This is a genomic window from Novosphingobium sp. PC22D (assembly GCF_002556635.1).
Lineage (GTDB): Bacteria > Pseudomonadota > Alphaproteobacteria > Sphingomonadales > Sphingomonadaceae > Novosphingobium.
In genome coordinates, this window is record NZ_MWMO01000001.1 from 411,983 (window position 1) to 434,253 (window position 22,271).

Annotated in this window: 30 protein-coding genes; 17 read left to right on the plus strand and 13 right to left on the minus strand. The window is 66.6% G+C overall.

Annotated features, from left to right (window positions below):
- Window positions 1-18: 18 nt before the first annotated feature.
- From leuD to B2G71_RS01875, 4 genes are all read right to left on the minus strand, one after another.
- Window positions 19-636, minus strand: a complete 618-nt coding sequence (gene leuD, locus B2G71_RS01865; protein WP_098104053.1) for a 3-isopropylmalate dehydratase small subunit — start codon at window positions 634-636, stop codon at window positions 19-21.
- Entirely contained in the window at window positions 636-809 is a 174-nt protein-coding gene (locus B2G71_RS23975; protein WP_168176215.1) for a hypothetical protein, read from the minus strand. The genes leuD and B2G71_RS23975 overlap by 1 nt, the downstream gene beginning before the upstream one ends.
- Window positions 810-899: 90 nt before the next feature.
- A complete protein-coding gene (gene leuC / locus B2G71_RS01870; protein ID WP_098104054.1) occupies window positions 900-2,330 on the minus strand; it encodes a 3-isopropylmalate dehydratase large subunit in 1,431 nt (476 codons plus the stop codon).
- 74 nt (window positions 2,331-2,404) lie between these two features.
- Window positions 2,405-2,794, minus strand: coding sequence for a hypothetical protein (locus B2G71_RS01875; protein WP_098104055.1), 390 nt, complete (start codon window positions 2,792-2,794; stop codon window positions 2,405-2,407).
- Window positions 2,795-3,075: 281 nt separating this feature from the next.
- Here B2G71_RS01875 and B2G71_RS01880 point away from each other — a divergent pair, with 281 nt between their 5' ends.
- Together B2G71_RS01880 and B2G71_RS01885 are read left to right on the plus strand one after the other, a co-directional pair.
- On the plus strand, window positions 3,076-3,930 hold the full coding sequence (locus tag B2G71_RS01880; RefSeq protein WP_098104056.1) for a sterol desaturase family protein: 855 nt from the start codon (window positions 3,076-3,078) through the stop codon (window positions 3,928-3,930).
- A gap of 152 nt (window positions 3,931-4,082) precedes the next feature.
- Complete coding sequence (locus B2G71_RS01885) at window positions 4,083-4,601, plus strand: sterol desaturase family protein (RefSeq protein ID WP_098104057.1); 519 nt, start codon at window positions 4,083-4,085, stop codon at window positions 4,599-4,601.
- Between the two features lie 30 nt (window positions 4,602-4,631).
- Here the strand turns inward: B2G71_RS01885 and B2G71_RS01890 are convergent, their stop codons facing one another.
- On the minus strand, window positions 4,632-4,991 hold the full coding sequence (locus B2G71_RS01890; protein ID WP_098104058.1) for a YbaN family protein: 360 nt from the start codon (window positions 4,989-4,991) through the stop codon (window positions 4,632-4,634).
- Window positions 4,978-5,388: a SufE family protein gene (locus tag B2G71_RS01895; protein WP_098104059.1), complete on the minus strand. Its 411-nt coding sequence runs from the start codon at window positions 5,386-5,388 to the stop codon at window positions 4,978-4,980. The genes B2G71_RS01890 and B2G71_RS01895 overlap by 14 nt, the downstream gene beginning before the upstream one ends.
- A 94-nt stretch (window positions 5,389-5,482) precedes the next feature.
- On the opposite strand from B2G71_RS01895, the gene B2G71_RS01900 reads away from it, so the two are divergent.
- Together B2G71_RS01900 and B2G71_RS01905 are read left to right on the plus strand one after the other, a co-directional pair.
- Window positions 5,483-7,540, plus strand: a complete 2,058-nt coding sequence (locus B2G71_RS01900) for an NAD(+) synthase (RefSeq protein WP_098104403.1) — start codon at window positions 5,483-5,485, stop codon at window positions 7,538-7,540.
- Window positions 7,541-7,641: 101 nt separating this feature from the next.
- Complete coding sequence (locus tag B2G71_RS01905; RefSeq protein WP_098104060.1) at window positions 7,642-7,968, plus strand: hypothetical protein; 327 nt, start codon at window positions 7,642-7,644, stop codon at window positions 7,966-7,968.
- A gap of 100 nt (window positions 7,969-8,068) precedes the next feature.
- On the opposite strand, the gene B2G71_RS01910 is transcribed toward B2G71_RS01905, so the two are convergent.
- From B2G71_RS01910 to B2G71_RS01940, 7 genes are all read right to left on the minus strand, one after another.
- A complete protein-coding gene (locus B2G71_RS01910) occupies window positions 8,069-8,302 on the minus strand; it encodes a hypothetical protein (protein ID WP_098104061.1) in 234 nt (77 codons plus the stop codon).
- A 1-nt stretch (window position 8,303) separates the two neighbouring features.
- On the minus strand, window positions 8,304-8,624 hold the full coding sequence (locus tag B2G71_RS01915; protein WP_098104062.1) for a hypothetical protein: 321 nt from the start codon (window positions 8,622-8,624) through the stop codon (window positions 8,304-8,306).
- 10 nt (window positions 8,625-8,634) lie between these two features.
- Entirely contained in the window at window positions 8,635-8,946 is a 312-nt protein-coding gene (locus tag B2G71_RS01920; protein ID WP_206049246.1) for a hypothetical protein, read from the minus strand.
- A gap of 29 nt (window positions 8,947-8,975) precedes the next feature.
- Window positions 8,976-9,263 (minus strand): hypothetical protein, encoded by a 288-nt coding sequence (locus tag B2G71_RS01925; protein WP_098104064.1) that lies wholly within the window; start codon window positions 9,261-9,263, stop codon window positions 8,976-8,978.
- Between the two features lie 33 nt (window positions 9,264-9,296).
- Window positions 9,297-9,671 (minus strand): PspC domain-containing protein, encoded by a 375-nt coding sequence (locus B2G71_RS01930; RefSeq protein ID WP_098104065.1) that lies wholly within the window; start codon window positions 9,669-9,671, stop codon window positions 9,297-9,299.
- 107 nt (window positions 9,672-9,778) lie between these two features.
- Window positions 9,779-10,678 carry a phage shock protein PspA gene (pspA, locus tag B2G71_RS01935; protein ID WP_098104066.1) on the minus strand — a complete coding sequence of 300 codons (900 nt, stop codon included), beginning with the start codon at window positions 10,676-10,678 and terminating at the stop codon, window positions 9,779-9,781.
- Complete coding sequence (locus tag B2G71_RS01940; protein WP_098104067.1) at window positions 10,675-10,854, minus strand: hypothetical protein; 180 nt, start codon at window positions 10,852-10,854, stop codon at window positions 10,675-10,677. Before B2G71_RS01940 ends, pspA begins: the two co-directional genes overlap by 4 nt.
- Window positions 10,855-11,019: 165 nt before the next feature.
- Between B2G71_RS01940 and pspF the strand changes: the two genes are divergently transcribed.
- From pspF to rbfA, 13 genes are all read left to right on the plus strand, one after another.
- On the plus strand, window positions 11,020-12,066 hold the full coding sequence (gene pspF / locus B2G71_RS01945) for a phage shock protein operon transcriptional activator (protein ID WP_098104068.1): 1,047 nt from the start codon (window positions 11,020-11,022) through the stop codon (window positions 12,064-12,066).
- A gap of 127 nt (window positions 12,067-12,193) precedes the next feature.
- Entirely contained in the window at window positions 12,194-12,670 is a 477-nt protein-coding gene (locus B2G71_RS01950; RefSeq protein ID WP_098104404.1) for a helix-turn-helix transcriptional regulator, read from the plus strand.
- Window positions 12,671-12,735: 65 nt separating this feature from the next.
- Entirely contained in the window at window positions 12,736-13,056 is a 321-nt protein-coding gene (locus B2G71_RS01955) for a hypothetical protein (protein ID WP_240529961.1), read from the plus strand.
- 20 nt (window positions 13,057-13,076) lie between these two features.
- Window positions 13,077-13,589 (plus strand): hypothetical protein, encoded by a 513-nt coding sequence (locus tag B2G71_RS23980; RefSeq protein ID WP_168176216.1) that lies wholly within the window; start codon window positions 13,077-13,079, stop codon window positions 13,587-13,589.
- Between the two features lie 5 nt (window positions 13,590-13,594).
- Window positions 13,595-13,954, plus strand: a complete 360-nt coding sequence (locus B2G71_RS23985; RefSeq protein WP_276306900.1) for a JAB domain-containing protein — start codon at window positions 13,595-13,597, stop codon at window positions 13,952-13,954.
- 1 nt (window position 13,955) lies between these two features.
- Window positions 13,956-14,345, plus strand: coding sequence for a hypothetical protein (locus B2G71_RS01965; RefSeq protein ID WP_098104070.1), 390 nt, complete (start codon window positions 13,956-13,958; stop codon window positions 14,343-14,345).
- A gap of 218 nt (window positions 14,346-14,563) precedes the next feature.
- The gene (gene rimP / locus B2G71_RS01970; protein WP_098104071.1) at window positions 14,564-15,124 is read left to right on the plus strand and encodes a ribosome maturation protein RimP; all 561 of its coding nucleotides are present in this window, start codon (window positions 14,564-14,566) and stop codon (window positions 15,122-15,124) included.
- A gap of 2 nt (window positions 15,125-15,126) precedes the next feature.
- Entirely contained in the window at window positions 15,127-16,785 is a 1,659-nt protein-coding gene (gene nusA, locus B2G71_RS01975; RefSeq protein WP_098104072.1) for a transcription termination factor NusA, read from the plus strand.
- A complete protein-coding gene (locus tag B2G71_RS01980) occupies window positions 16,766-17,497 on the plus strand; it encodes a DUF448 domain-containing protein (RefSeq protein ID WP_098104073.1) in 732 nt (243 codons plus the stop codon). The genes nusA and B2G71_RS01980 overlap by 20 nt, the downstream gene beginning before the upstream one ends.
- A gap of 23 nt (window positions 17,498-17,520) precedes the next feature.
- The gene (gene infB, locus B2G71_RS01985) at window positions 17,521-20,139 is read left to right on the plus strand and encodes a translation initiation factor IF-2 (RefSeq protein WP_098104074.1); all 2,619 of its coding nucleotides are present in this window, start codon (window positions 17,521-17,523) and stop codon (window positions 20,137-20,139) included.
- A gap of 85 nt (window positions 20,140-20,224) precedes the next feature.
- Window positions 20,225-20,701, plus strand: coding sequence for a hypothetical protein (locus tag B2G71_RS01990; protein WP_141521464.1), 477 nt, complete (start codon window positions 20,225-20,227; stop codon window positions 20,699-20,701).
- Between the two features lie 10 nt (window positions 20,702-20,711).
- Entirely contained in the window at window positions 20,712-21,131 is a 420-nt protein-coding gene (locus B2G71_RS01995) for a DUF1697 domain-containing protein (protein ID WP_346426923.1), read from the plus strand.
- Between the two features lie 620 nt (window positions 21,132-21,751).
- Entirely contained in the window at window positions 21,752-22,153 is a 402-nt protein-coding gene (rbfA, locus tag B2G71_RS02000) for a 30S ribosome-binding factor RbfA (RefSeq protein ID WP_098104076.1), read from the plus strand.
- Window positions 22,154-22,271 lie beyond the last annotated feature (118 nt).

Sequence of the window (22,271 nt, forward strand, 5' to 3'; positions counted from 1 at the left end):
GGCGGCGATCCGCCGCGTTCAACGAATTTCGCGCCATGCCGCCGTCGCGGGCGTGCGCGCGAGGAACGGGAGCGTGTCCCTTGCTTTCGCCTCGTAGCCCGCGATGGCGTCGCCCTGCGCCAGCGTCAGTCCGACCTCGTCGAGGCCCTCGAGCAGACAATGCTTGCGAAACGGGTCGATGTCGAATGCAAATCGATCCTGAAACCGGGTCGTCACCGTCTGGCTCTCGAGATCGACGTCGATCGGATCGGTCCCGGCCACTTCCATGAGGCGATCGATCGCCTCTTGCGGCAGGGCCACGGTGAGGATGCCGTTCTTGAAGGCATTGCCCGAGAAGATGTCCGAAAAGCTCGGCGCGATCACGCAAGTCACGCCCATGTCGAGCAGTGCCCAGGCGGCATGTTCGCGGCTCGATCCGCAGCCGAAGTTGTCGCCCGCGATCAGGATCGGCGCGCCTGCGTACTCGGGATCGGTGAAGACGTTGCCCGGCTCTTTCTTGACCGTCTCGAACGCACCTTTGCCCAGCCCTTCGCGCGTGACCGTCTTGAGCCAGTGCGCGGGGATGATGACGTCGGTGTCGACGTTCTTGCGACCGAACGGGATCGCACGGCCGGCAATGGCATTGACCGGCTGCATCAGTCGGTCTCGGGGGCGTCTTCCGGATGCGGCGGCGGCGCGGTCGGCTTGTCCTTGTCGCGCCGCTTCCGGACGTAGAGGAGCGCGGCCGCGATCGCGGCGGAACCAATCGCGGCGCCGGCCGCGACGGCCGCGCGGGTTACGATGTCGGTCTTCTCGGAGTCATCAGCCATGGCAGCGCCTATGCGTCGGTCGCCCGTGCGACGCAAGCCTCGATGCGCGGTATCGCAGGCTCAGAATGCCTTTGCGCCGCCGCATTTCCATTACACCAGCTCGCGCACGTCGGTGAGCTTGCCCGTGACCGCGGCGGCGGCGGCCATGGCGGGGCTCATCAGGTGCGTGCGGCTGCCCGGACCCTGGCGGCCGGTGAAGTTGCGGTTGCTGGTCGAGGCGCAGCGCTCGCCCGGCGGGACCTTGTCGGGGTTCATCGCGAGGCACGCCGAGCAGCCCGGCTCGCGCCATTCGAGCCCGGCCTCGATGATTATCCTGTCGAGCCCCTCGGCCTCGGCCTGTTCCTTGACGAGGCCCGAGCCGGGCACGACGATCGCCCACTTGACGTTGTCGGCCTTCTTGCGGCCCTTGAGCACTTCGGCCGCGGCGCGGATGTCCTCGATGCGGCTGTTGGTGCACGATCCGATGAAGACGTTCTGCACTTCGACGTCGGTCAGCTTTGTGCCCGGCGTGAGCCCCATGTAGTCGAGGCTGTGGGTCACCGCGTCACGCTTGGACGCATCGGCGAAGGATTCGGGCGCGGGGACCACGCCGCCGATCGCGGAGGTGTCCTCGGGGCTGGTGCCCCAGGTGACGGTGGGCTGGATGTCCTCGGCACGGATCGAGACCGACTTGTCGTACGTCGCGCCCGGATCGGCCGCGAGGCCCTTCCACCAGGCGACGGCCTTGTCCCAGTCCGCGCCGGTGGGCGAATAGGGACGGCCCTTCAGGTAGGCGAAGGTGGTCTCGTCGGGCGCGATCAGGCCCGCGCGCGCGCCGCCCTCGATCGACATGTTGCACACCGTCAGCCGGCCCTCGACGCTCATCTCCTCGAAGACGTTGCCGCGATACTCGATGACATGGCCGGTGCCGCCGGCGGTGCCGATCACGCCGATCACGTGGAGAATCACGTCCTTGGGCGTGACGCCCGCGCCCAGCTTGCCCTCGACGCGCACTTCCATCGTCTTCGACTGCTTGAGCAGCAGTGTCTGCGTCGCCAGCACGTGTTCGACCTCGGTGGTGCCGATTCCGAAGGCGAGCGCGCCGATGCCGCCATGGCAGGCGGTGTGCGAGTCGCCGCAAACGATCGTCGCGCCGGGCAGCGAGAAGCCCTGTTCGGGACCGACGACGTGGACGATGCCCTGTTCGCGGTCGGTCGCGTCGATGTAGCGGATGCCGAACTCGGGCGCGTTGGCCTTCAGCGTCGCGAGCTGGTTGGCGCTTTCGGGATCGTCGATCGGCAGCACGTTGCCCGCCGCGTCCTTGCGCGCGGTGGTCGGCAGATTATGGTCGGGAACCGCAATCGTAAGGTCGGGGCGGCGCACCGTGCGTCCGGCCGCGCGAAGGCCCTCGAAGGCCTGCGGGCTCGTCACCTCATGGACGAGATGGCGGTCTATGTAGATGAGGCTGGTGCCGTCATCGCGTGTGTCGACAACGTGGGCGTCCCAGATCTTCTGGTAGAGCGTGCGCGGCTTTGTGGTCATGGTGCCAGCGCGATTAGGCCCGCGCGCCCCGCAATTCAAGCGGGACGCGCGGGGGCGATGGCAGCGGGATCACCTCAGCCGCGGCGGCGGTCGTGATCCCGGCGTTCGGCGCGCAGCGCCACTTCGAGGCGATCGATGCGAGCCTTGAGCGCGCGCGTTTCGTAAGCGGTCAGGCCGTTGCGGGCGTATCGGGCATAGAGCTGCTTGATCTGCGCCGACTGGTTCCTCAGGCCGCGTGCTTCGCGCGAGGAGATCGTGCGATGCTGCGCGGCGAGATCGATCCTGCGGTCGAGCGCATAGATGTCCGAGCGGACCGAACCGGCGCGGCCGGGCGTCACGTGACGGGCGTCATGGCGCTGCGCGGAATAGGCGTCGTGCGCGAAGACCGGGCTCGACGCGGCGACACCGAGCGCGGCGAGCAGGGCGGGAGCGGCGATCCGGGTGATGCTGGCGAAAGTCTTCATGGCGGCATTCCTTTTTTACTGTGGCGGCTGTCTCGGTCCGCATATTCAGAAATATACCGCTTAAAATGAACAACAGAGATACGACCGGTCGCAAATCGGCACTCGATTGTACGAATGTGTCGCAGCTCGAACCTTCGCCCGGGCGGCTTCGTGGCAAGAAACGCGGCGCGGCACCGGGGAATCTTGCGTGAGAACACTGTTCCCGCTACAAACTGGGGACCGTCTGGCCCGCTGTGATTCGCCGGGGTGCCAGGCCAAAACATGGTGAGGACTGGATTGCGATGACGATCTCGACTTTCTCGGACTGGGTAATGGCCAACTACGAATGGCAGCTCTCGCTCGCGGCGGGGCTGGGCATTCTTGCGACCGTCGGCCTGCTCAAGCTGCTGGCGCGCGCCGTCCCGACGATCCGTGCGGCGGGCAATACCAATGCCCAGGTTTACGCGGAAAAGATGGCGAAGCCCAATTACGCGAAGAATCAGGCGTGGAACCGCAAGTGGGGGATCGTCTTCATTGCGGTGATCTTCGGCGGCATCCTGCCGTTCTGCCTGACGATCGATCCGCAGCCCTGGTGGCAAGTGCTGCTCGACTGCTTCGTCATCCTCATGTTCTACGACTTCTTCTATTACCTGACGCACCGCTTCCTGTTTCACGACGGCGGGCTGATCGGCGGCGGGCCGCTGATGTGGATGCACGCGGTGCACCACCGTCAGCACAACCCCTGCCGCGGCGATTCGAGCTATATCCACCCGCTGGAGGTCGCGATCGGCCTCGGGCTCTATGCGGTCTCGATCGCGGTGCTCGCGGCGATCATGGGCAAGTTCCACGTCGTGACGCTGGTCGTCACCTGGGTCGCGTTCAACCAGATCAACCTGCACAACCACGACCGCTGGAGCGCCGACCGTTTCCCGTTCAAGTACCTGAACACGATGTCGGTCGCGCATCACTATCACCACGCGAAGTTCACCGGAGGAAATTTCGCCACGATCACGCTGCTCTACGACTGGCTGTTCGGAACGCTCGACATGGGTAACAGCTATCCCGCGCTCGATCGCCTCAACGCCCGCCGCGCCGCGCTGCGCGAAAAGGCGAAAGCCGAGGCAGCCGATACTGACAGCGCGAGCGCGGCGGTCTGATCGGATGCTCGCGCGAGCGCCAGGGGGCGGCGCTCGCGCGACTTGCTCGACGGATGGATGCCCGCGGCTCGCTGATCGATTGTCCCGACGCGTCGGGCAGGGCCGCGAAGGACGCCGCTGACAAGCGGGCGTCAAGCGAGTAAGGGCAAGCCATGTCCGTGATCTCAGCCCTGCTGATCGTGCTTGCCACCGCCGCCGCGATGGAGTTCGTCGCCTGGTCGAGCCACAAGTACGTCATGCACGGGTTCGGCTGGGGCTGGCACCGCGACCACCACGAACCGCATGACAAGATCCTGGAAAAGAACGATCTCTATGCGCTCGTCGGCGCGGCGATGAGCATCTCGATGTTCGCGCTGGGCTCGCCGCTCGTCATGGGCGAGGGCGCTTGGGCGCCCGCGACCTGGATCGGCCTCGGCATCCTCGTTTACGGCGTGATCTATACGCTTATCCACGACGGTCTGGTCCACCAGCGCTATTTCAAGTGGGTACCCAAGCGCGGCTACGCCAAGCGGCTGGTCCAGGCGCACAAGCTCCACCATGCGACGATCGGCAAGGAGGGCGGCGTCAGCTTCGGCTTCGTCGTCGCGCGCGATCCCGCCGCGCTCAAGCGCGAGTTGCGCGCGCAGCGCCAGGCGGGCGTCGCGGTGCTGCGCGAGGCGGTCGAGGACTAGGCGGCGCGGCGCCGGCCGGTCGCCCGGCCGCTACTCCGCCCTCGTCCAGATCCACGGGCCCACCGTCGCCAGAACCGCCAGCGGGATCAGCGCGAAAAGCGGGCCGAGGACCAGCGCGGTGAAGGGCACGCTCACGCTCATCGCCGCGATCGCGGAGACCTTGCCCTTGCGGCTGATCGCGCGTCGGTCGCGCCAATGGCGCAAATGGTGACCGTATCTGGGATGGGCATAGAGCCGCTCGGCGAGATGCGGATGGCTCTTGGAAAAGCACCATGCGGCAAGGAGCAGGAACACGACCGTCGGCATGATCGGCAGGAAGGCGCCGATAACGCCGAGCGCGACGAAGAACCAGCCGAGCGCGTGCCAGCCGTGGCGGCTAAGGTGTCGCATATCGCGCCGCGGTCTCGCGGATCAGCGCGATCATGTTGGGCACGCCCTGAGTCCTGTTCGAAGAGAGCTGGTTTCTCAGATCGAAGGGCTCGAGCCTGGCGGCGATGTCGGTCGCGGCGACTTCGCCGGCGGGCCGGTCCTGCACCGCCGAAAGCACCAGCGCGACGATCCCCTTGGTGATCGCGGCATTGCTGTCGGCCAGGAAGTGCAGCGTGCCGTCGTCGGCATTGGTGGGATAGACCCAGACGCTGGCCGAACAGCCGCGCACCTTGGTGGCGTCGGTCTTGAGCGCGTCGGGCATCGGATCGAGTTCGCGTCCCAGCTCGATCAGCAGACGGTAGCGTTCGTCGCCGTCCAGAAATTCGTACTCTTCGCGGATATCGTCCAGGCTGCGCATGGCTGAGCATGTAGGCGCGCGGCCGCGCCAGGCAAGTGCAGCGGGCAAGGGGAATTGCCATGGCGTTTCCATCCTGTAGGGAATCGGACCCGTGATGAGCAGACCCAGCGACCACCCGTTCTATTCGATGCACCGCCACGGCTTCGTGCGCGTCGCCACCTCCACTCCGCATGTGCGGCCCGCGGACGTGGCGCACAATCGGGATGCGATCCTTGCCGAGGCGCGGCGCGCGCACGCCGCGCAGGTCGATCTGCTGGTCCTGCCCGAACTGTGCCTTTCGGGCTACGCGATCGACGACCTGCACTTGCAGGCGGCGATGATCGAGGCGGTCGAGGCGGCGCTCGGCGACATCGCCGCGGCGAGCGAGAGCCTGAGCCCGGTGCTGCTGGTCGGCGCGGCGCTGCATCATCAGGGGCGGCTCTACAATTGCGCGGTGGTCATCGCGAACGGCGTTCTGCTCGGCGCGGTGCCCAAGTCCTACCTGCCCAACTACCGCGAGTTCTACGAGAAACGCTGGTTCGCGCCGGGGCTGGGGATCGCCGGGCAATCGATCGCGATCAACGGCGAGGACGTCCCTTTCGGCACCGACCTGCTCTTCGCCTCGCGCCAGCTCAGGCATTTCCGCTTCTTCGCCGAGATTTGCGAGGACGTGTGGGCGGTGACGCCGCCTTCCAGCCTGGGCGCGCTCGCGGGGGCGACGGTGCTGTGCAACCTTTCGGCCTCGAACATCGTCATCGGCAAGTCGGACGAGCGCCACCTCTTGTGCCGCTCGCAGTCGGCGCGCGCGGCGGCGGCCTATGTCTACGCCGCGAGCGGACATGGCGAGAGCACCACAGACCTCGCCTGGGACGGGCAGGGGATGATCTACGAACTGGGCGACCTGCTCGCCGAAAGCGAGCGCTTCTCGCTCGACCCGCAGCTCTGCTTCGCCGATGTCGATTGCGAGCGGATCGTCAACGACCGCCTGCGCTTGCCCACCTTCAACGACGCCGCGATCGGGGCGGGGCGGCCCGAGGCGCGCTTCCGCACCGTGGCCTTCACGCATCGCCCGGCCTGCCACGACATCGGCCTTGCGCGCCCGGTCCGCCGCTTTCCCTTCGTGCCCAACCGGCGCGAACGGCTCGATGCCGACTGCTACGAGGCGTTCAACATCCAGGTCGACGGGCTGATGCGGCGGCTCGAGGCGACGCAGGCGAAGTCGCTGGTGATCGGCGTGTCGGGCGGGCTCGATTCGACTCACGCGCTGATCGTCGCGGCCAAGTGCTGCGACCGGCTCGGCCTGCCGCGCGCCACGATCCGCGGCTATACCATGCCCGGCTTCGCGACGAGCGAGCACACCAAGTCGAACGCGTGGAAGCTGATGGAGGCGCTCGGCATCGCGGCCGAGGAAATCGACATCCGGCCCGCCGCCACGAAGATGCTCGAGGACATCGGTCATCCCTACGCCGGCGGGGAGAATGTCTACGATACCACGTTCGAGAACGTGCAGGCGGGCCTGAGGACCGACTACCTGTTCCGTCTTGCCGGTCGGCACAACGGCTTCGTGATCGGCACCGGCGACTTGTCCGAACTCGCGCTCGGCTGGTGCACGTACGGTGTCGGCGACCAGATGAGCCACTACGCGGTCAACGCGGGCGTGCCCAAGACGCTGATCCAGTACCTCATCCGCTGGACGACCACGACCGCGCAGTTCGATGCGGAAACCGACGCGGTCCTGCTCGCGATCCTGGGCACCGAGATCTCGCCCGAACTGGTGCCCGCGGGCGACGACGGGGCGATCCAGTCGACCGAGGACATGATCGGGCCTTACGAGCTTAACGACTTCTTCCTGCATCACGTCATGCGCTTCGGGCAGCGCCCCTCGAAAGTCGCCTTCCTCGCGTGGCACGCCTGGCGCGACGCGAGCGAGGGGGCCTGGCCCGAAGGCTTTCCGGAAGAGCTGAAGAACGCCTATCCGCTCGACACCATCGCCCAATGGCTCGAAAAGTTCCTGCGGCGCTTCTTCGCGTTCAGCCAGTTCAAGCGTTCGGCGATACCCAATGGTCCGAAAGTGTCCTCCGGCGGCGCGCTCAGTCCGCGCGGCGACTGGCGTGCGCCGAGCGATGCCAGCGCGGCCGTATGGCTGGACGAACTGGCGCGCGGACTGCCCTGATCCGCAGCGCATCCGACCGGCAAATGCCGTAAAATTTGGCAGTTAACAGGTTCGTTACCCCGTCGAGGTACCTAATCGGCACTGCAACAGGGAGACTGCTGATGTTCAAGATCGCCCAGTTGGTCGTGCGCCACAAGGTGCTCATGATCGCTGTCATTGGCCTCGGGGCATATGCCTTGTCGGGTAACGGGCAGGAAGACGAGGGGCCGTCCAGCCCCTGGTCGAAGGACGCGCCGGTTCAGGCGTCGGCGCATCATGAGGGCGAATCGCTGACCGCCAAGATCGGCAGCTACGCGAACACGGCCGGCGAATACGCGGCAGAGAATTTCCTGGGCGACAAGGATCTCAATCCGATCGCGCTGGGCAAGGATGCCGTCGGCAACTTCGAGAAGACCAACGACGCGATGGCCAAGGCCAACGGCAACTGACACGCCGGACGGGCTCTGCGGCCCGGCTCCATGCGATCGGCGCGAGCGGGGGTAGTCTTGCGCCGTCCCGACCCGGGCCGGCAGGCCGGACATTCGCCTCCTAGTCGCGCAGCGACTCGATCTTGCGCGCCAGTTCGGCTTCGTTGCGATCGTCGGTGGCGATGCGTTCGAGCACCGCGATCCGCTTGCGCAACTCCTCCACTTCGCGGTCGATTTCCGGTTCGCGGGCGATCGACGATGGCGCTTTTCCGCCAACCTTGCGGTACTTCTGCGCACGCAGCCACACGACGGCCGCGATCAGGAAGATGACGACGAGGGCGTCCCAGAATCCCATGTTACTGCGCGGCCTCCTGTCCGGCGGGCTGCTTTGCGCCCAAGGCGTCGATCTCGCGGGCGACGGTATAGCCGCTGTCGGTGACGATGGTCTCGAGCGCGGCGGCGCGCTGCTCGATCGCGTCGAGCCGCTTGCGCAGCGCCTTGTTCTCCTCGCGCAGTTCGGCGAGCGCCTGATCGGATCGTTCGATGCGTTCGGTCTTGCCGCCCCACTCGTCCTCGAGCGCGTAACCGTGGCGGGCGCGGATGTAGTTGTTGATCAGCCAGCCGCCGTAGCACAGCGCGATGATGGCGAGGACGAGGTAGGGGCCTCCCAAACTCATGTCCCGTCTCCTAGTTGGCGCGCTCGGTGCGCAGCGCTTCGATTTCGCGTGCGACGTTGAAACCGCGATCGGTGACGATTCGCTCGACCGTCTCGAGCCGCTCGCGCATCGCGCTGACCTCGGCTCGCAATTGCGCGTTCTCCTGGGTTATCAGCCCGATCCGCGCCTGGGCTTCCTTGTCGGAGGACGGGTAGACCGATTTGCCCCAGGAGTTTTCCAGCGGATAGCCGTGGCGCATCCGCAGCCAGTTGTTGAAGATCCACCCGGCGGTGAAGACCACGCTGCCCACGATCACGGCGGGGGCCAGGGCGTCGATTGTCATAGCATCCAGGGCCATTGTCTCGATGTTCCTCAGTTGATCTTGCGGTCGCGCGCCGACTCGCGCAGTTCCTCGACCTTCTTCTGGTCCTTGAGCGCTTCGATCTGCAGCGCGACGTCATAGCTGCCGTCGGTCACGATCCGTTCGAGCACGCGAATGCGCTCTTCGAGTTCGGCGTTGCTCGCGGCATATTGCGCGGCCTTTTCGGCGGTCTGCTGCACGCCCAGTTCGGCCATCTTGCGCTGGTGTTTCGTCCACACGATGAACGAGACCATCAGGAAGGGCGCGAGCGGGATGAGCAGGGCTAGAATGTTTTGCATCGTCTTGTTCCTCGCAGAGTCCCGTTCGCCCGATCAGCGCAGGCTGTCGATCTCGGCGGCGAGCCGCGAGTTGCTGCTCGTGTTGGCCGCGTAATAGCGCTCGACGTCGCTCACCCGGCGGTCGATGTCCGACAGGTCGGAATAGGTCGCGCTGCGGCCGTTGCGTCGGCGCATCTTGCGCAGCAGGCGCTCTTCCTCGGCTTCCGAGTAGAGGTAGCTGGGCTTCTTGTCGGCGATCATGGCCGTCGCGATATAGATCGGGATGGTGATGAACGAGACGAAGATCGTCAGCAGCACTGCCGCCACGCGCACCCAGACCGCGTCGACTCCGGTGTAGTCGGCGATGCCCGAGCAGACGCCCGAAAGCTTGGAATTGGCCTTGTCGAGATAAAATTGTCCGCGTGCCACGTGTGTTTCCCTTCCCTCTTCACGCGCTCCTCGCGCGTCCTGCCCCGCGAATATAACCCATTCCGGCTGACCGCGCACGGGGCGCTGCGCGGCCTGCCGGGCGGCGCTCAGTCGGCGGCCGGCTTGGGGGTTTCGTCCGAAGCAGGGGTCTGCCCGGCCATCTTCCGCTTGAGCTTGGCGAGATCGTCCTCGATCTTGTCGCCCGCGGCGAGCGCGTCGATTTCCTCGGACAGCGTCGGCTGCCGGCGGTCGTCGCCCATGCTCATCGCCTCCGCGCGGCCTTCGGCGTAGTCGACCCGGCGTTCGAGCTGATCGAACCGGACCATTGCATCGTCGACCCGCTCGCTCGAAAGCAGCGAGCGCAGCTTGACGCGGTTCTCCGCGCTTTGCAGCCGCGCGGCGATCGAGTTCTGGCGGGCGCGGGCCTCGCGCAGGCGGCTCTGCAGCTTCTCGATGTCCTGCTCGTAGGCGCGCAGCGCGTCGTCGAGCACGGAGATCTCTTCGCCGAGCTGGTCGGCCATGTCGCCGGCCTTCTTCTTCTCGAGCAGCGCGGCGCGAGCGAGATCCTCGCGGCCCTTGCTGAGCGCGAGTTCGGCCTTCTCCTCCCAGTCTTCCTGGAGCTTGCGCAGGCGCGTCACGTGGCGGCGCATCTCCTTCTGGTCGGCGATGGTGCGCGCGCTGCTGGTGCGGACCTCGACGAGCGTCTCTTCCATCTCGAGGATGATCAGGCGGATCATCTTCGCGGGGTCTTCCGCCTTGTCGAGCATGTCGTTGAAGTTGGCGGCGATGATGTCGCGCGTGCGGGAGAAGATACCCATCCTCGGTGTTCCTTTTGTATAGGTGGGGCCGTTGTAGCCAAAGCGGGACCGGGCCGAACCGGCGAAGCGCGGATACGAAGCCGGACGGACCGTATCGTCGTTGGCGTGATCCGCATCGCCCGTCGCCGCTCCGGCAAAGGGAACCTGTTCCCTTTGCAGAACTTCGATCTCTGCGTCGAGCCTGCTCATGCGAGCTGGACCTTTTCACACGGCGTGGCGGCATAGGCCTTGGGCGCGCCGAGCTGGTCCGACATGACCAGAAGGTTGAGACCGCCCATCGCGAGCAGGCTCGCGAAGATCGCGCAGTCGAGCTTGCTCCTGAGCAGATTGCTGGTCCTGAACATGCTGTCCTTGCGAAGTGACATGGCGAATTTCCCCTTGGCTTGCGATTGCGTTGGCTTGTGCGAACTACTCAGCAAGGGGTGTGCCAAACCGCGAAAAGCCCGAAGCTACTCGGTTTCGCAAGATAGCTTTCAATGCAGGGCCGATAGGAATTGCCAAATCTTGGTGAAATTCACTAATAGATGGGAATGGATCGTGACGTTCAGTTCATCGGCCAGTCGACCGCCTTCCTCGATGCGGTCGAGCGGGCCAGCCATGCGGCGCCGATGGGGCGGCCGGTGCTGGTCATCGGCGAGCGCGGCACGGGCAAGGAGCTGATCGCCCAGCGGCTCCATCGCTTGTCCCCGCGCTGGGGCGAGGCGCTCGTCACCGTCAATTGCGCGGCGCTGCCCGAAACGCTGATCGAGGCCGAACTGTTCGGGCACGAGGCGGGCGCCTTCACCGGCGCCGCGCGCGCGCGCGCGGGGCGGTTCGAGGAAGCCGACCGTGGCACGCTGTTTCTCGACGAGATCGGGACGCTGTCGATGGCGGCGCAGGAACGGCTGCTGCGCGCGGTCGAGTACGGCGAAGTCACGCGCATCGGCAACTCGCGGCCGATCTCGGTCGACGTGCGCATCGTTGGCGCGACCAATGCCGACTTGCCCGCGATGGTCGAGCAAGGTCGCTTCCGCGCCGACCTGCTCGACCGGCTGAGCTTCGAGGTCGTGACGCTGCCGCCGTTGCGCGCGCGTGAAGGCGACGTGTCCGAACTCGTCGACTTCTACGGGCGGCGCATGGCGTCCGAACTGGGCTGGACCGAGTGGCCGGGTTTCACCGGCGAGGCGATGGACGCGCTCGAGGCCTATCCGTGGCCGGGCAACGTGCGCGAATTGCGCAATGCCGTCGAACGCGCGGTCTATCGCTGGGACGATCCCTACCATCCCATCGCACAGGTCGTGTTCGATCCGTTCGAGAGCCCCTGGCAGCCGCATGCCGGGGCGCCGCCCGCCGGTGCCGCCGAATCGGCCGGACCGGACGAGGCCGAAGGCCGCGATCCCTCGCCCGCGACGACCGAACCCTGCCGCGACCTGCGCGCCGCGGTCGAGGCTTACGAACGCACGCTCGTGTCGGAGGCGATGACGCGCCATCGCTGGAACCAGCGCCGCGCCGCCAAGGCACTCGGCCTCACCTACGACCAACTGCGTCATTGTCTGAAGAAGCACGCGCTTCTGGATGAGCCGGTGTCACCTTCATGAAGCTGGCGTCGCGATGGCGAACGGGGTAAATATCCGGTCAACCATGGCCGTGGAAATCGAGCAGGCCCAGCATTTGTGAGCTGACATGAGACCGGATCCCGTTTTCGATCCCTTAATCGCGCATGACATGATCGAAAGGCTTTCTGCCAAGCAGGTCGAGGTTCTCGATCTTCTTCTGCTCCATCGCACCACCAAGGAAATCGCGCGCGAGCTCGCGATCGCGCCCAATACCGTCGATCAGCGCATCGCAGGCGTGCGCGAGAAATGGGGCACGCGCGATCGCAAGCAGACCGCGCGGGTCTATGCCGCCGCGCTGGAGATATGTGGACAATCCCCATGTGGACTTTCACGTCTCAACGCCGACGACGAACTCGGGGAACCGTTCGGGCAGGACCTGACGGTCGATCCGGTCTTCACGCTTTCCGATGTCGCGCCGATCCTGCGCGACGGAAGCTGGGGTGATCGGCCGACGGGCCTGGAGGCACTCGATGCACGGTTCGGTCGGCTGGGTCGCGTTACGGCGATTCTCCTGCTGGCGCTGGTGCTGGTCCTGACGATCGTGTCGTCGCTGGCCATCGCCAATGCGCTGAACGAGCTGATGTGATTTCAAGCGAGGCCTTCGTGTACCAACCGGCGCACCGCGCCGCTTCGAACCGGAGACACCGGAACATGGAATCTGAAATCTCGACCCTGCGGGTGGTCCGCAAGCTCAAGTCGGTCGAAACCGGCCTCGACGAACTCCTCGCCCAGGCGGCGGACCTGATGGCCCAGATCTCGCGAGCGCGCGTCAGCGACGATCGCTCGATGCTCGAAGGCCAGCGCCCGATCGCGCGGATCGCCTCGATGCAGCAGAACCTGGTCGAAGCGCGCTCGGACATCGTCCGGGTCCATGCCGACCTCGCGAAGATCCTGGCGGGGACGAAGGATATCCCCACCAACTGTCCGCAACAGGCCTTCTACGGTCCCGAAGACGTGACCAGCGCGGCCTGATCACGAAGAGAGGAGGGCGCGTGGAATTCGAACTGGGATCTACCAAGATCCTGACATTTCACGTTCTGCTCGTCCTCTCCGTGATACTCGCGGTCTGGAAGGGGGACGCGCCCGAGCGCTGTGGTGCCGCCGTCGTCATGGCGATGGATTGCCTGCAGCTCGGGAGCATCCTGTTCATTCCACGGGTCTACATCGCGGTCGACATGGTCTCGGTCGTGGTTGATGGCGTGGGCTTCCTGGGCTTCGCCGCGATCGCCGTGCATGCCATGAGGATCTGGCCCCTATGGGCGGCAGCCCTTCAACTCATAAGCTTAAGCGCCCACTTCGCGCGGCACTTCGAGATCGACGTCGAGCCGATGGTCTACGCGGTGATGAAGAGCGCGCCGACGTTTCTGGTGATCGTGGTCCTGCTGATCGGAACGCTGGTGAACTGGCTGAGGCGCGCAAGGCGCGGCTCGGTGCCTTCCTGGCAGACCTGGCCCGCGAGAGGCGGCAGGTCCGGCAGATCGAATTCGACCACGTCGCGGCGTTAGTCGACCTGCTCGGACCGATGACGACCGAGATCCTCGTTCAGATCTGCTACGACGGGCAAGGACGCTGCTGCGGCACCCAGGTTCTTTTCAACGTCCTTGGCGGGGCTTTCGCCGGTTGCCATCGTGCGCTCGTCGAGCGCGGCTTTGCCACCCGCGCGCGCGGCTATCTTCTGGTTCACAACCACCCATCGGGCCGGGCGCTGCCCAGTTCGCAGGATATCGGCGCCACGCGCGCCATCGTCGCCGTTTCGGGGGCGGTCGGCTTCGAGGTGGGCGATCATCTGATCGTCGCCGGTCGCGATGCGGTGAGCATGCGGCGTCTCGGAGCGCTGCGCGCGCGGCCACGACATACGGGAGACAAATGATATGGGATCGTCCCTGCAATCCAACGGCGGCGGCTTGGCCGCCGGAGACGGGGCCATGTTCGATCTGGCGATGGCCGCGCGCAAATCGGCGCGGCGCCGCCGCGAGATCGTCGGCGCGAGTCTCGACGGCGAGGCGTGGGAACTGCTGGTCGAGGCATTTCTTGCAAGGCTTGGCCGCAGGCGCGACGCCTTGCCGCTCGTGCCCGAGCGGGGAGCCTTGCGCGAGGCGCTCGATCCGGTGGTCTGCGCGGGGCTCGCGGTGCTCCTGCCCGCGCAGGAGGAAGGCGGAGTGCGCCTCGAACTGAGCGCGGAAGGGCGCAAGCGCTTTCGCCGCTACTTCGCGACCATGGCGCGCGACGAGGCCCAGGCGGCCGCGCTGGGGGCGCGCTGACCGGGCGCGGATCGCGCGCCCCCGATCATGAGGGCGCGGCGTTCGGGGCGGGGAAAACGCGGCGGCTCGCCGGGTTTCGCTTGCCTTTCGCTCTGCGGGAGACTATCTAGCGCTCCATCCCGACATTGTCGCAACAACGTCAGGTGCTGGCGCCCTGTGGGGCCGGCCCGAAACCGCGTATCGAAGCGACGCCGTCGGCAAGGGAACTGGAGATTGGTTTGGTCGATATCGCGCGTCTGACACAAGTGATCGAGCCCGAGGCGAAAGCGCTCGGCTTCGAGCTCGTGCGCGTGAAGGTCTTCGGCAAGAGCGAGGCGGGCGACGACGAGCGCGCGCTGCAGGTCATGGCCGAACGGCCCGAGACCGGCCAGCTCGTGATCGAAGATTGCGTCCAGCTCTCGCACCGCATTTCCGACCGGCTCGACGCGCTCGAGGAAGCGGGCGAAGTGCTCGTCGACGGCGCTTACCGGCTCGAGGTTTCCTCGCCGGGGATCGATCGTCCGCTGACTCGCGCGAAGGACTTCGCCGACTGGGCGGGGCACGAAGCCAGGATCAATCTCGTCAATCCGGTCGAGGGCAACCGCAAGCAGTTGCGCGGCGACCTCGTCGGCATCGAGGGCGACGTGGTGACGATCGAGGACCGCAAGTCGGGCCGCGTCACCTTCCCGCTTTCGGACCTTCATTCCGCCAGCCTGGTCCTCACCGACCGGCTGATCGCCGCAACCAAGCCCATTGACATGACGGGGGCCGAGGACGTCCTCGAGGAACAGGAAGACTAACGATGGCCAGTGCGATTTCCGCCAACCGCGCCGAGCTGCTCGCGATCGCGAACTCGGTCGCGACCGAGAAGATGATCGACAAGTCGATCGTCATCGAGGCGATGGAAGAGGCGATCCAGAAGTCGGCGCGCAACCGCTACGGCGCCGAGAACGATATCCGCGCCAAGCTCGATCCGCGCACCGGCGACCTGCGCCTGTGGCGCGTCGTCGAGGTGGTCGAGGAAGTCGAGGACTACTTCAAGCAGGTCGATCTCAAGCAGGCCGAGAAGCTTCAGCCGGGCGCCAATATCGGCGATTTCATCGTCGATCCGCTGCCGCCGGTCGACCTCGGCCGCATCGACGCGCAGTCGGCCAAGCAGGTGATCTTCCAGAAGGTCCGCGATGCCGAGCGTGAGCGTCAGTACGAGGAATTCAAGGACCGCGCCGGCGAGATCATCACCGGCGTGATCAAGTCGGTCGAGTTCGGCCACGTGATCGTCAACCTCGGCCGTGCCGAGGGCGTGATCCGCCGCGACCAGCAGATCCCGCGCGAGGCGGCCCGCGTCGGCGAGCGCGTGCGCGCGATCATCCTCAAGGTCGAGCGTCAGAACCGCGGCCCGCAGATCTTTCTGTCCCGCGCGCACCCCGAGTTCATGAAGAAGCTCTTCGCGCAGGAAGTGCCCGAGATCTACGATGGCATCATCGAGATCAAGGCCGCCGCCCGCGATCCCGGCTCGCGCGCCAAGATCGGCGTGATCAGCCACGACCACTCGATCGACCCGGTTGGCGCTTGCGTCGGCATGAAGGGCAGCCGTGTCCAGGCGGTCGTGCAGGAACTGCAGGGCGAGAAGATCGACATCATCCCCTGGAGCGAGGACACCGCGACCTTCGTCGTCAACGCGCTCCAGCCCGCGACCGTCAGCCGGGTCGTCATCGACGAGGAAGAGAATCGCATCGAGGTGGTCGTGCCCGACGACCAGCTCAGCCTCGCGATCGGTCGTCGCGGCCAGAACGTGCGCCTCGCCAGCCAGCTTACCGGCTCGCAGATCGACATCATGACCGAGCAGGAATCGAGCGAGAAGCGCCAGCGCGAATTCGCCGAGCGCTCGAAGATGTTCGAGGACGAGCTCGACGTCGACGAAACGCTCTCGCAGCTTCTTGTCGCCGAGGGCTTCACCGAGCTCGAGGAAGTCGCCTACGTCGACATGGCCGAGCTCGCCACGATCGAGGGCTTCGACGAGGAGCTTGCCGAAGAGCTGCAGAGCCGCGCGCACGAAGCGCTCGAACGCCGCGAGGAAGCCTGCCGCCAGCAACGCCGCGAACTCGGCGTCGAGGATGCGCTGGCCGAGCTGCCGCATCTCACCGAGGCGATGCTGGTCACGCTCGGCAAGGGCGGCATCAAGACGCTCGACGATCTCGCCGACCTCGCCACCGACGAACTCATCGCCAAGAAGCGCACCGAGCAGCGTCGCCGCGACGGCACCGTGAGCCGCCGTCCGCGCGACGAGGACAAGGGCGGCGTGCTCGGTGAGTACGGTCTCACCGAAGAGCAGGGCAACGAGATCATCATGGCCGCTCGCGCGCACTGGTTCGAGGACGAGGAGCCCGCTCCCGAAGCCGATACGGGCGCCGAGACCCCGGCCGAAACCGAGGAGGCCGCCGATGCGGAATCCTCGCAATGAGCAAGTAGGCTCCGACAGCACTGGAAGCGGCGCGGAGAGGACCTGCATCCTCTCCGGCCGGAGCGCTGCGCGCGAGGATCTCGTGCGGCTCGCGATCTCGCCGGAGATGCCGGACGGGACCTGCGAAGTCCTGCCCGACATCCACGCCAAGGCGCCGGGCCGCGGCGCCTGGCTCGCGGTTTCGCGCGAAGACCTTGAAAAAGCGCTCGCGAAGGGCAAATTCAAGGGAGCATTGGCGCGCGCGTACAAAGGTGCGCCGCTCACCATACCAGCCGACTTGCCGGACCGTATCGAGCAGGCGCTGCGAAAGGCGCTGACCGATCGTCTCGGGCTCGAACTGAAGTCGGGCCATCTGCTGATGGGCTCCGACCGGATCGCCGATCAGGCCCGGATGGGCCGCGTCGCCTGGCTCGCCCATGCCGCTGATGCGGGCGAGGACGGATCGCGCAAGTTGGATCAGGCGTGGCGGGTCGGCACCGATGCGGAGGGCAGCGGACTTCGCGGCGCTGTCTTGCCTCTGGACCGGGCGGCTTTGTCTGTGGCATTGGGCCGCGACAACGTCGTCCACCTGGCGCTGACGGACCGCAGGGCGGCCCAAAGGGTCGAGCGGTCGCTCCAGCGCCTCTTGCGATTCCAAGGGGTGGCCGATCCGGCCGCCGAATTTGATGATGGCGAACCGGCGCTTGCCGCCGTGTCCGCGACGACGAATTGAGATTGAAGGGCTGAACGAGACATATGAGCGAGACCGACAATAAACCGACCCTGGGCCGCAAGCCGCTTGGGCTTAAGCGTTCGGTGGAAGCGGGAGAGGTCAAGCAGACCTTCAGCCACGGCCGGACCAACAAGGTCGTGGTCGAGGTCAAGCGCCGCAAGCTGATCGGCAAGCCCGGCGCCGAGGCCGCGTCCGAGGCCGCGCCCGCGGCCGAGAAACCCGCGCCCGAGGCGAAGAAGTCCGCGCCGCCGCCGGCTCCCGCGCCGAAGAAGCCTGCGCCCAAGAAGGCCGCGCCCTCGGGCGAGACGCCTCAGGAGCGTGTCGCCCGCCTGCAGCGCGAGGCCGAGGAAGAGCGCCTGCGCCTGACCGAGGAAGCGCGTCGCCGCGAGGATGAGGCTAAGGCGCGCGAGCTCGAGGAAGAAAAGCGCCGCGCCGAAGAGAACCGCAGGGCCGAGGAAGAGGCCGCCAAGGCCGAGCAGGCCGCCGCCGCGGCCGAGAAGCAGGCCGCCGAGGCCGCTACAGGCACGCCCGCTCCGGCTCCCGCCGAAGCGCCCGCTCCGGCTTCGCCCGCCGCCGAGGCGGCGCCCGCCGATGATGCCGAGGCGCCCGCGCCGCGCCGCTTCACGCCGGTCGCCCGACCCGAGCCCAAGAAGGCCGAGCCGGTCACGGCGAAGAAGCCCGCCGACGGCGGCAAGAAGGCCTCCGCGAACCGCGGTGCCGACCGCAAGGGCGGCGATCGCCGCCGCGACGGCAAGCTTACCGTCACGCGTGCGCTCAACGACGACGAAGGCGCGCGCGCACGTTCGCTCGCGGCGCTCAAGCGTGCGCGCGAGAAGGAGCGGCGGGCGCACTTCACGGGCCGCTCGCAGCCGCGCGAGAAGCAGGTGCGCGACGTGGTCGTGCCCGAGGCGATCACCGTCCAGGAACTCGCAAACCGCATGGCCGAGAAGGGCGCGGATCTGGTGAAGGCGCTGTTCAACCTGGGCATGATGGTTACCGTCAACCAGACGATCGACCAGGATACCGCCGAGCTGCTGGTCGAGGAATTCGGCCACAACATCACGCGTGTGTCCGAGAGCGACATCGACATCGACACCTCGGGTGATGTCGACGCGGACGAGACGCTCAAGCCGCGTCCGCCGGTGGTTACGATCATGGGCCACGTCGATCACGGCAAGACCAGCCTGCTCGACGCGCTGCGCGGCACCGACGTCGTGCGCGGCGAGGCGGGCGGCATCACCCAGCACATGGGCGCCTACCAGATCAAGACCAAGGGCGGCGACCTCGTCACCTTCCTCGACACGCCGGGCCACGCCGCGTTCACCGCGATGCGCGCGCGCGGCGCCAACGTCACCGACATCGTTGTGCTGGTGGTGGCCGCCGACGACGGCATCATGCCGCAGACGGTCGAGGCGATTAACCACACCAAGGCGGCGGGCGTGCCGATGATCGTGGCGATCAACAAGGTCGACAAGCCCGAGGCGAACGTCAAGAAGGTGCGCGAGCGCCTGCTCGAGCACGAAGTGATCGTCGAGGAGCTGTCGGGCGACGTCCAGGACGTCGAGGTGTCGGCCAAGACCGGCAAGGGCCTCGACGAGCTGATCGAGAAGATCCTGCTCCAGGCCGAGTTCCTTGAACTCAAGGCCAATCCCGACCGCGACGCCGAGGCGACCGTGATCGAGGCCAAGCTCGACAAGGGCAAGGGTCCGGTCGCGACCGTGCTGGTAACGCGCGGCACGCTCAAGCGCGGCGACGTCTTCGTCGTCGGTACGCAAAGCGGGCGCGTGCGCGCGATGAACGACGACAAGGGGCGCCAGGTCAAGGAAGCCGGGCCGGCAATGCCGGTCGAGGTTCTGGGCCTGGGCGGCGTGCCGATGGCGGGCGACCTGCTCTCGGTCGTCGAGAACGAGCAGCGCGCGCGCGAGGTCTCCGAGTATCGTCAGGAGCAGGCGACCGCCAAGCGCACCGCAATGGCGCCGGCCAGCCTCGACACGATGTTCTCGGCGCTTGCCGACAAGCAGAACGTCATCGAGTACCCGGTTGTCATCAAGGCCGACGTCCAGGGCTCGATCGAGGCGATCAACAATGCCCTGCACAATCTCTCGAACGACGAGATCAAGGTGCGCATCCTGCACTCGGGCGTGGGCGCGATCACCGAGACCGACGTGACGCTGGCTTCGGCCTCGAACGCGCCGATCGTGGGCTTCAACGTGCGTCCCAACGCCAAGGCGCGTCAGCAGATCGAGCAGACCAAGACGCCGATGCTCTACTACGACGTGATCTACGAGCTGACCGAGGAAATCGCCAAGCAGATGGCGGGCATCTGGGGCCCCGAGCGGGTCGAGACCGTCGTCGGCCGTGCCGAGGTCAAGCAGGTCTTCCCGGCGGGCAAGAAGGACAAGGCCGCGGGTCTGCTCGTGGTCGAAGGCGCGATCCGCAAGGGCCTTCACGCACGTCTTACCCGCAACGACGTCATCGTTTCGGCGACGACGATCGCTTCGTTGCGCCGCTTCAAGGACGACGTCGACGAAGTGCGTACGGGTCTCGAGTGCGGCGTCGTGCTTGCCGACACCAACGACATCCGCGCGGGCGACCAGCTCGAGGTGTTCGAGGTCTCCGAGCGCGAACGCACGATCGGGTAACGCTGCGTTTCATCGCTGGCGGACAAGTGGCGGCAGGCTTCGGCTTGCCGCCGCTTTCGTTTGCGTGGCATGATCGCCAGCAACCATGAACCCGTCCCGCACATTGCCCGCCATGATCGCCGTTAGCATCTTCGTGGTGCTGCTGGCGGTTGGGCTCGTCTGGTCGTCGGCAAGCTGGTCGCGTGCGGATCGCGAGGCACAGGGGATCGCGGCCTGCCTTGACGCGGTGGACGCGCGCGATCCCGCCCGCGCCGCCCGCGAAGACCTTGCGCGCGGCGAGGATCGGCCGTTCTTCGTCTCGCGCCCCGTCGCTCCCGGCGCGGCGGTCGCCCTGGGCATTTCCGGCTGCGCGGCGGGCGGCGCTTTCACCGACAACCGGCCATTTCCGTTCGACCGGTCCTTCGCCCTTGCACCGCGAGGCGAGCGCGCCGCGTCGGGCGTTTCGGACCTGACCGAGTGCGGCAGGGCGCAGGAGGTCTGGGTGCATGCCTACAACGCCGAACTGGCCCGGCTCGATCCGCGGGTGAGCGCCAAGTACTGCCGCCGGCAGGCCCGGCGATGAGGTGCCGGCGATGACGCGTTACGTCGCCTTTCTCGGCTCGATCAATGTCGGAGGCAACCGGCTCGCGATGGCCGATCTGGTAGCGGCGATGGAGGCCGAGGGTTTCGCGCACGTCGCCACGGTCGTCGCCAGCGGCAATCTGCTGTTCGACCATGCCGGAGCCACCGAGGACAAGCTCGAGGCGCAAATCGCGCGGATCATCGCGGATCGATTCGGCATCGAGACCTTCGCCACGGTTCGAACCGCAGCCGAGGTCAGGGCCGCGATCGAGGATAACCCGTTTCGCGGCGAGGGCGAGGACAAGTTGGTTCACACCTATTTCCTCGAGTGCCAGCCGAGCGCGGTGCGGTTCGAGGCGCTGATCGCCGATCAGGCCGGGCGCGGCCGCGAACGCCTCGCGGCGGGCGCGCGTGTGCTTCACGTCGACTAAGTGGACGGAGTCGCCAGGAGCAAGCTCACGGCCGCGTTCGTGGCGCGGCGGCTGGGCTGCCGCGGGACGGCACGCAACATGCGCTCGCTCGAGCGAATCCTGGCGAAGATGGAAGACTGACGCAAAGGAGCAGGCGCGCCCCGCACGGTGAAAACGCGGCATCGGCCCATACCCGCCTGTCGGGTCCAGCCAGGGGGACTGTAACCGCAGGAACGGGCCGGGTCGCTGATCGGGCCGATGCCGCAGGACCGGAGCCTTGGGGAGGTCCGATCCTATCTCGTGCAAGAAGAAGCATTGCGCCCCTCCAGCCTTCAGGGGTCACTGGCTGGAGGGGAGCCGCCGGGGCATGTTCTTGGTCTGATGGCGGCCGGGCCCTGGCACTGGCCCGCGCAATGCGCCGGAACGGGGCGAATGGAGCAAGGGGGGGTAGGTACTCCGCCCCGTCATTCCGGCAATTTTCGTGTCTCGGTTCACGTTCGCCGCTTCGGCGAAGGGGGGCTTGTTCCTTTCGATGCAGAACTACTATGCAATCTATGCATATATTCTCGGCCGATGTCCAGCCCTTTCTCGCACAATCAAATGTTGCAAATTGTCGCAGCCGGACCACATGGGATCGAACGATGCCACGACAGCAATACACGCCCGAACAGCACTCGGTCCGCCTGCTCAAGGTGGGGGAACGGGTGCGCCACGTTCTGTCGGAAATCCTCACGCGCCAGCAGGTTCACGATGACACGCTGAGCGCGCATTCGGTGTCGGTCACCGAGGTGCGCATGACGCCCGACCTCAGGCAGGCGACGGTCTACGTGAAACCGCTGCTTGGCGCGCATCAGGACGAGGTGCTCACCGCGCTGCGCCAGAACACCGCCTACCTGCAGCGGGAGGTGGCCAAGCGATTGGGGCTCAAGTTCGCCGCCAAGCTCAGGTTTCGGGCCGACGAAAGCTTCGAGGAGGCCGACCGGATCGAGCGCCTGCTTTCCGATCCGCGCGTGAAGCGCGATCTGGGCGAAGGCGAGGACTGAGAGCGGTCGGTCCCGGCGAGAAGGACGGGTCTTCCGGGCATGCCGCGACGACGGAGGCTTCGTCGATTTTTCGTGCGGCTTCGTCGAGGCGGCGTCACCCGTATTTGCTCGCGGAATT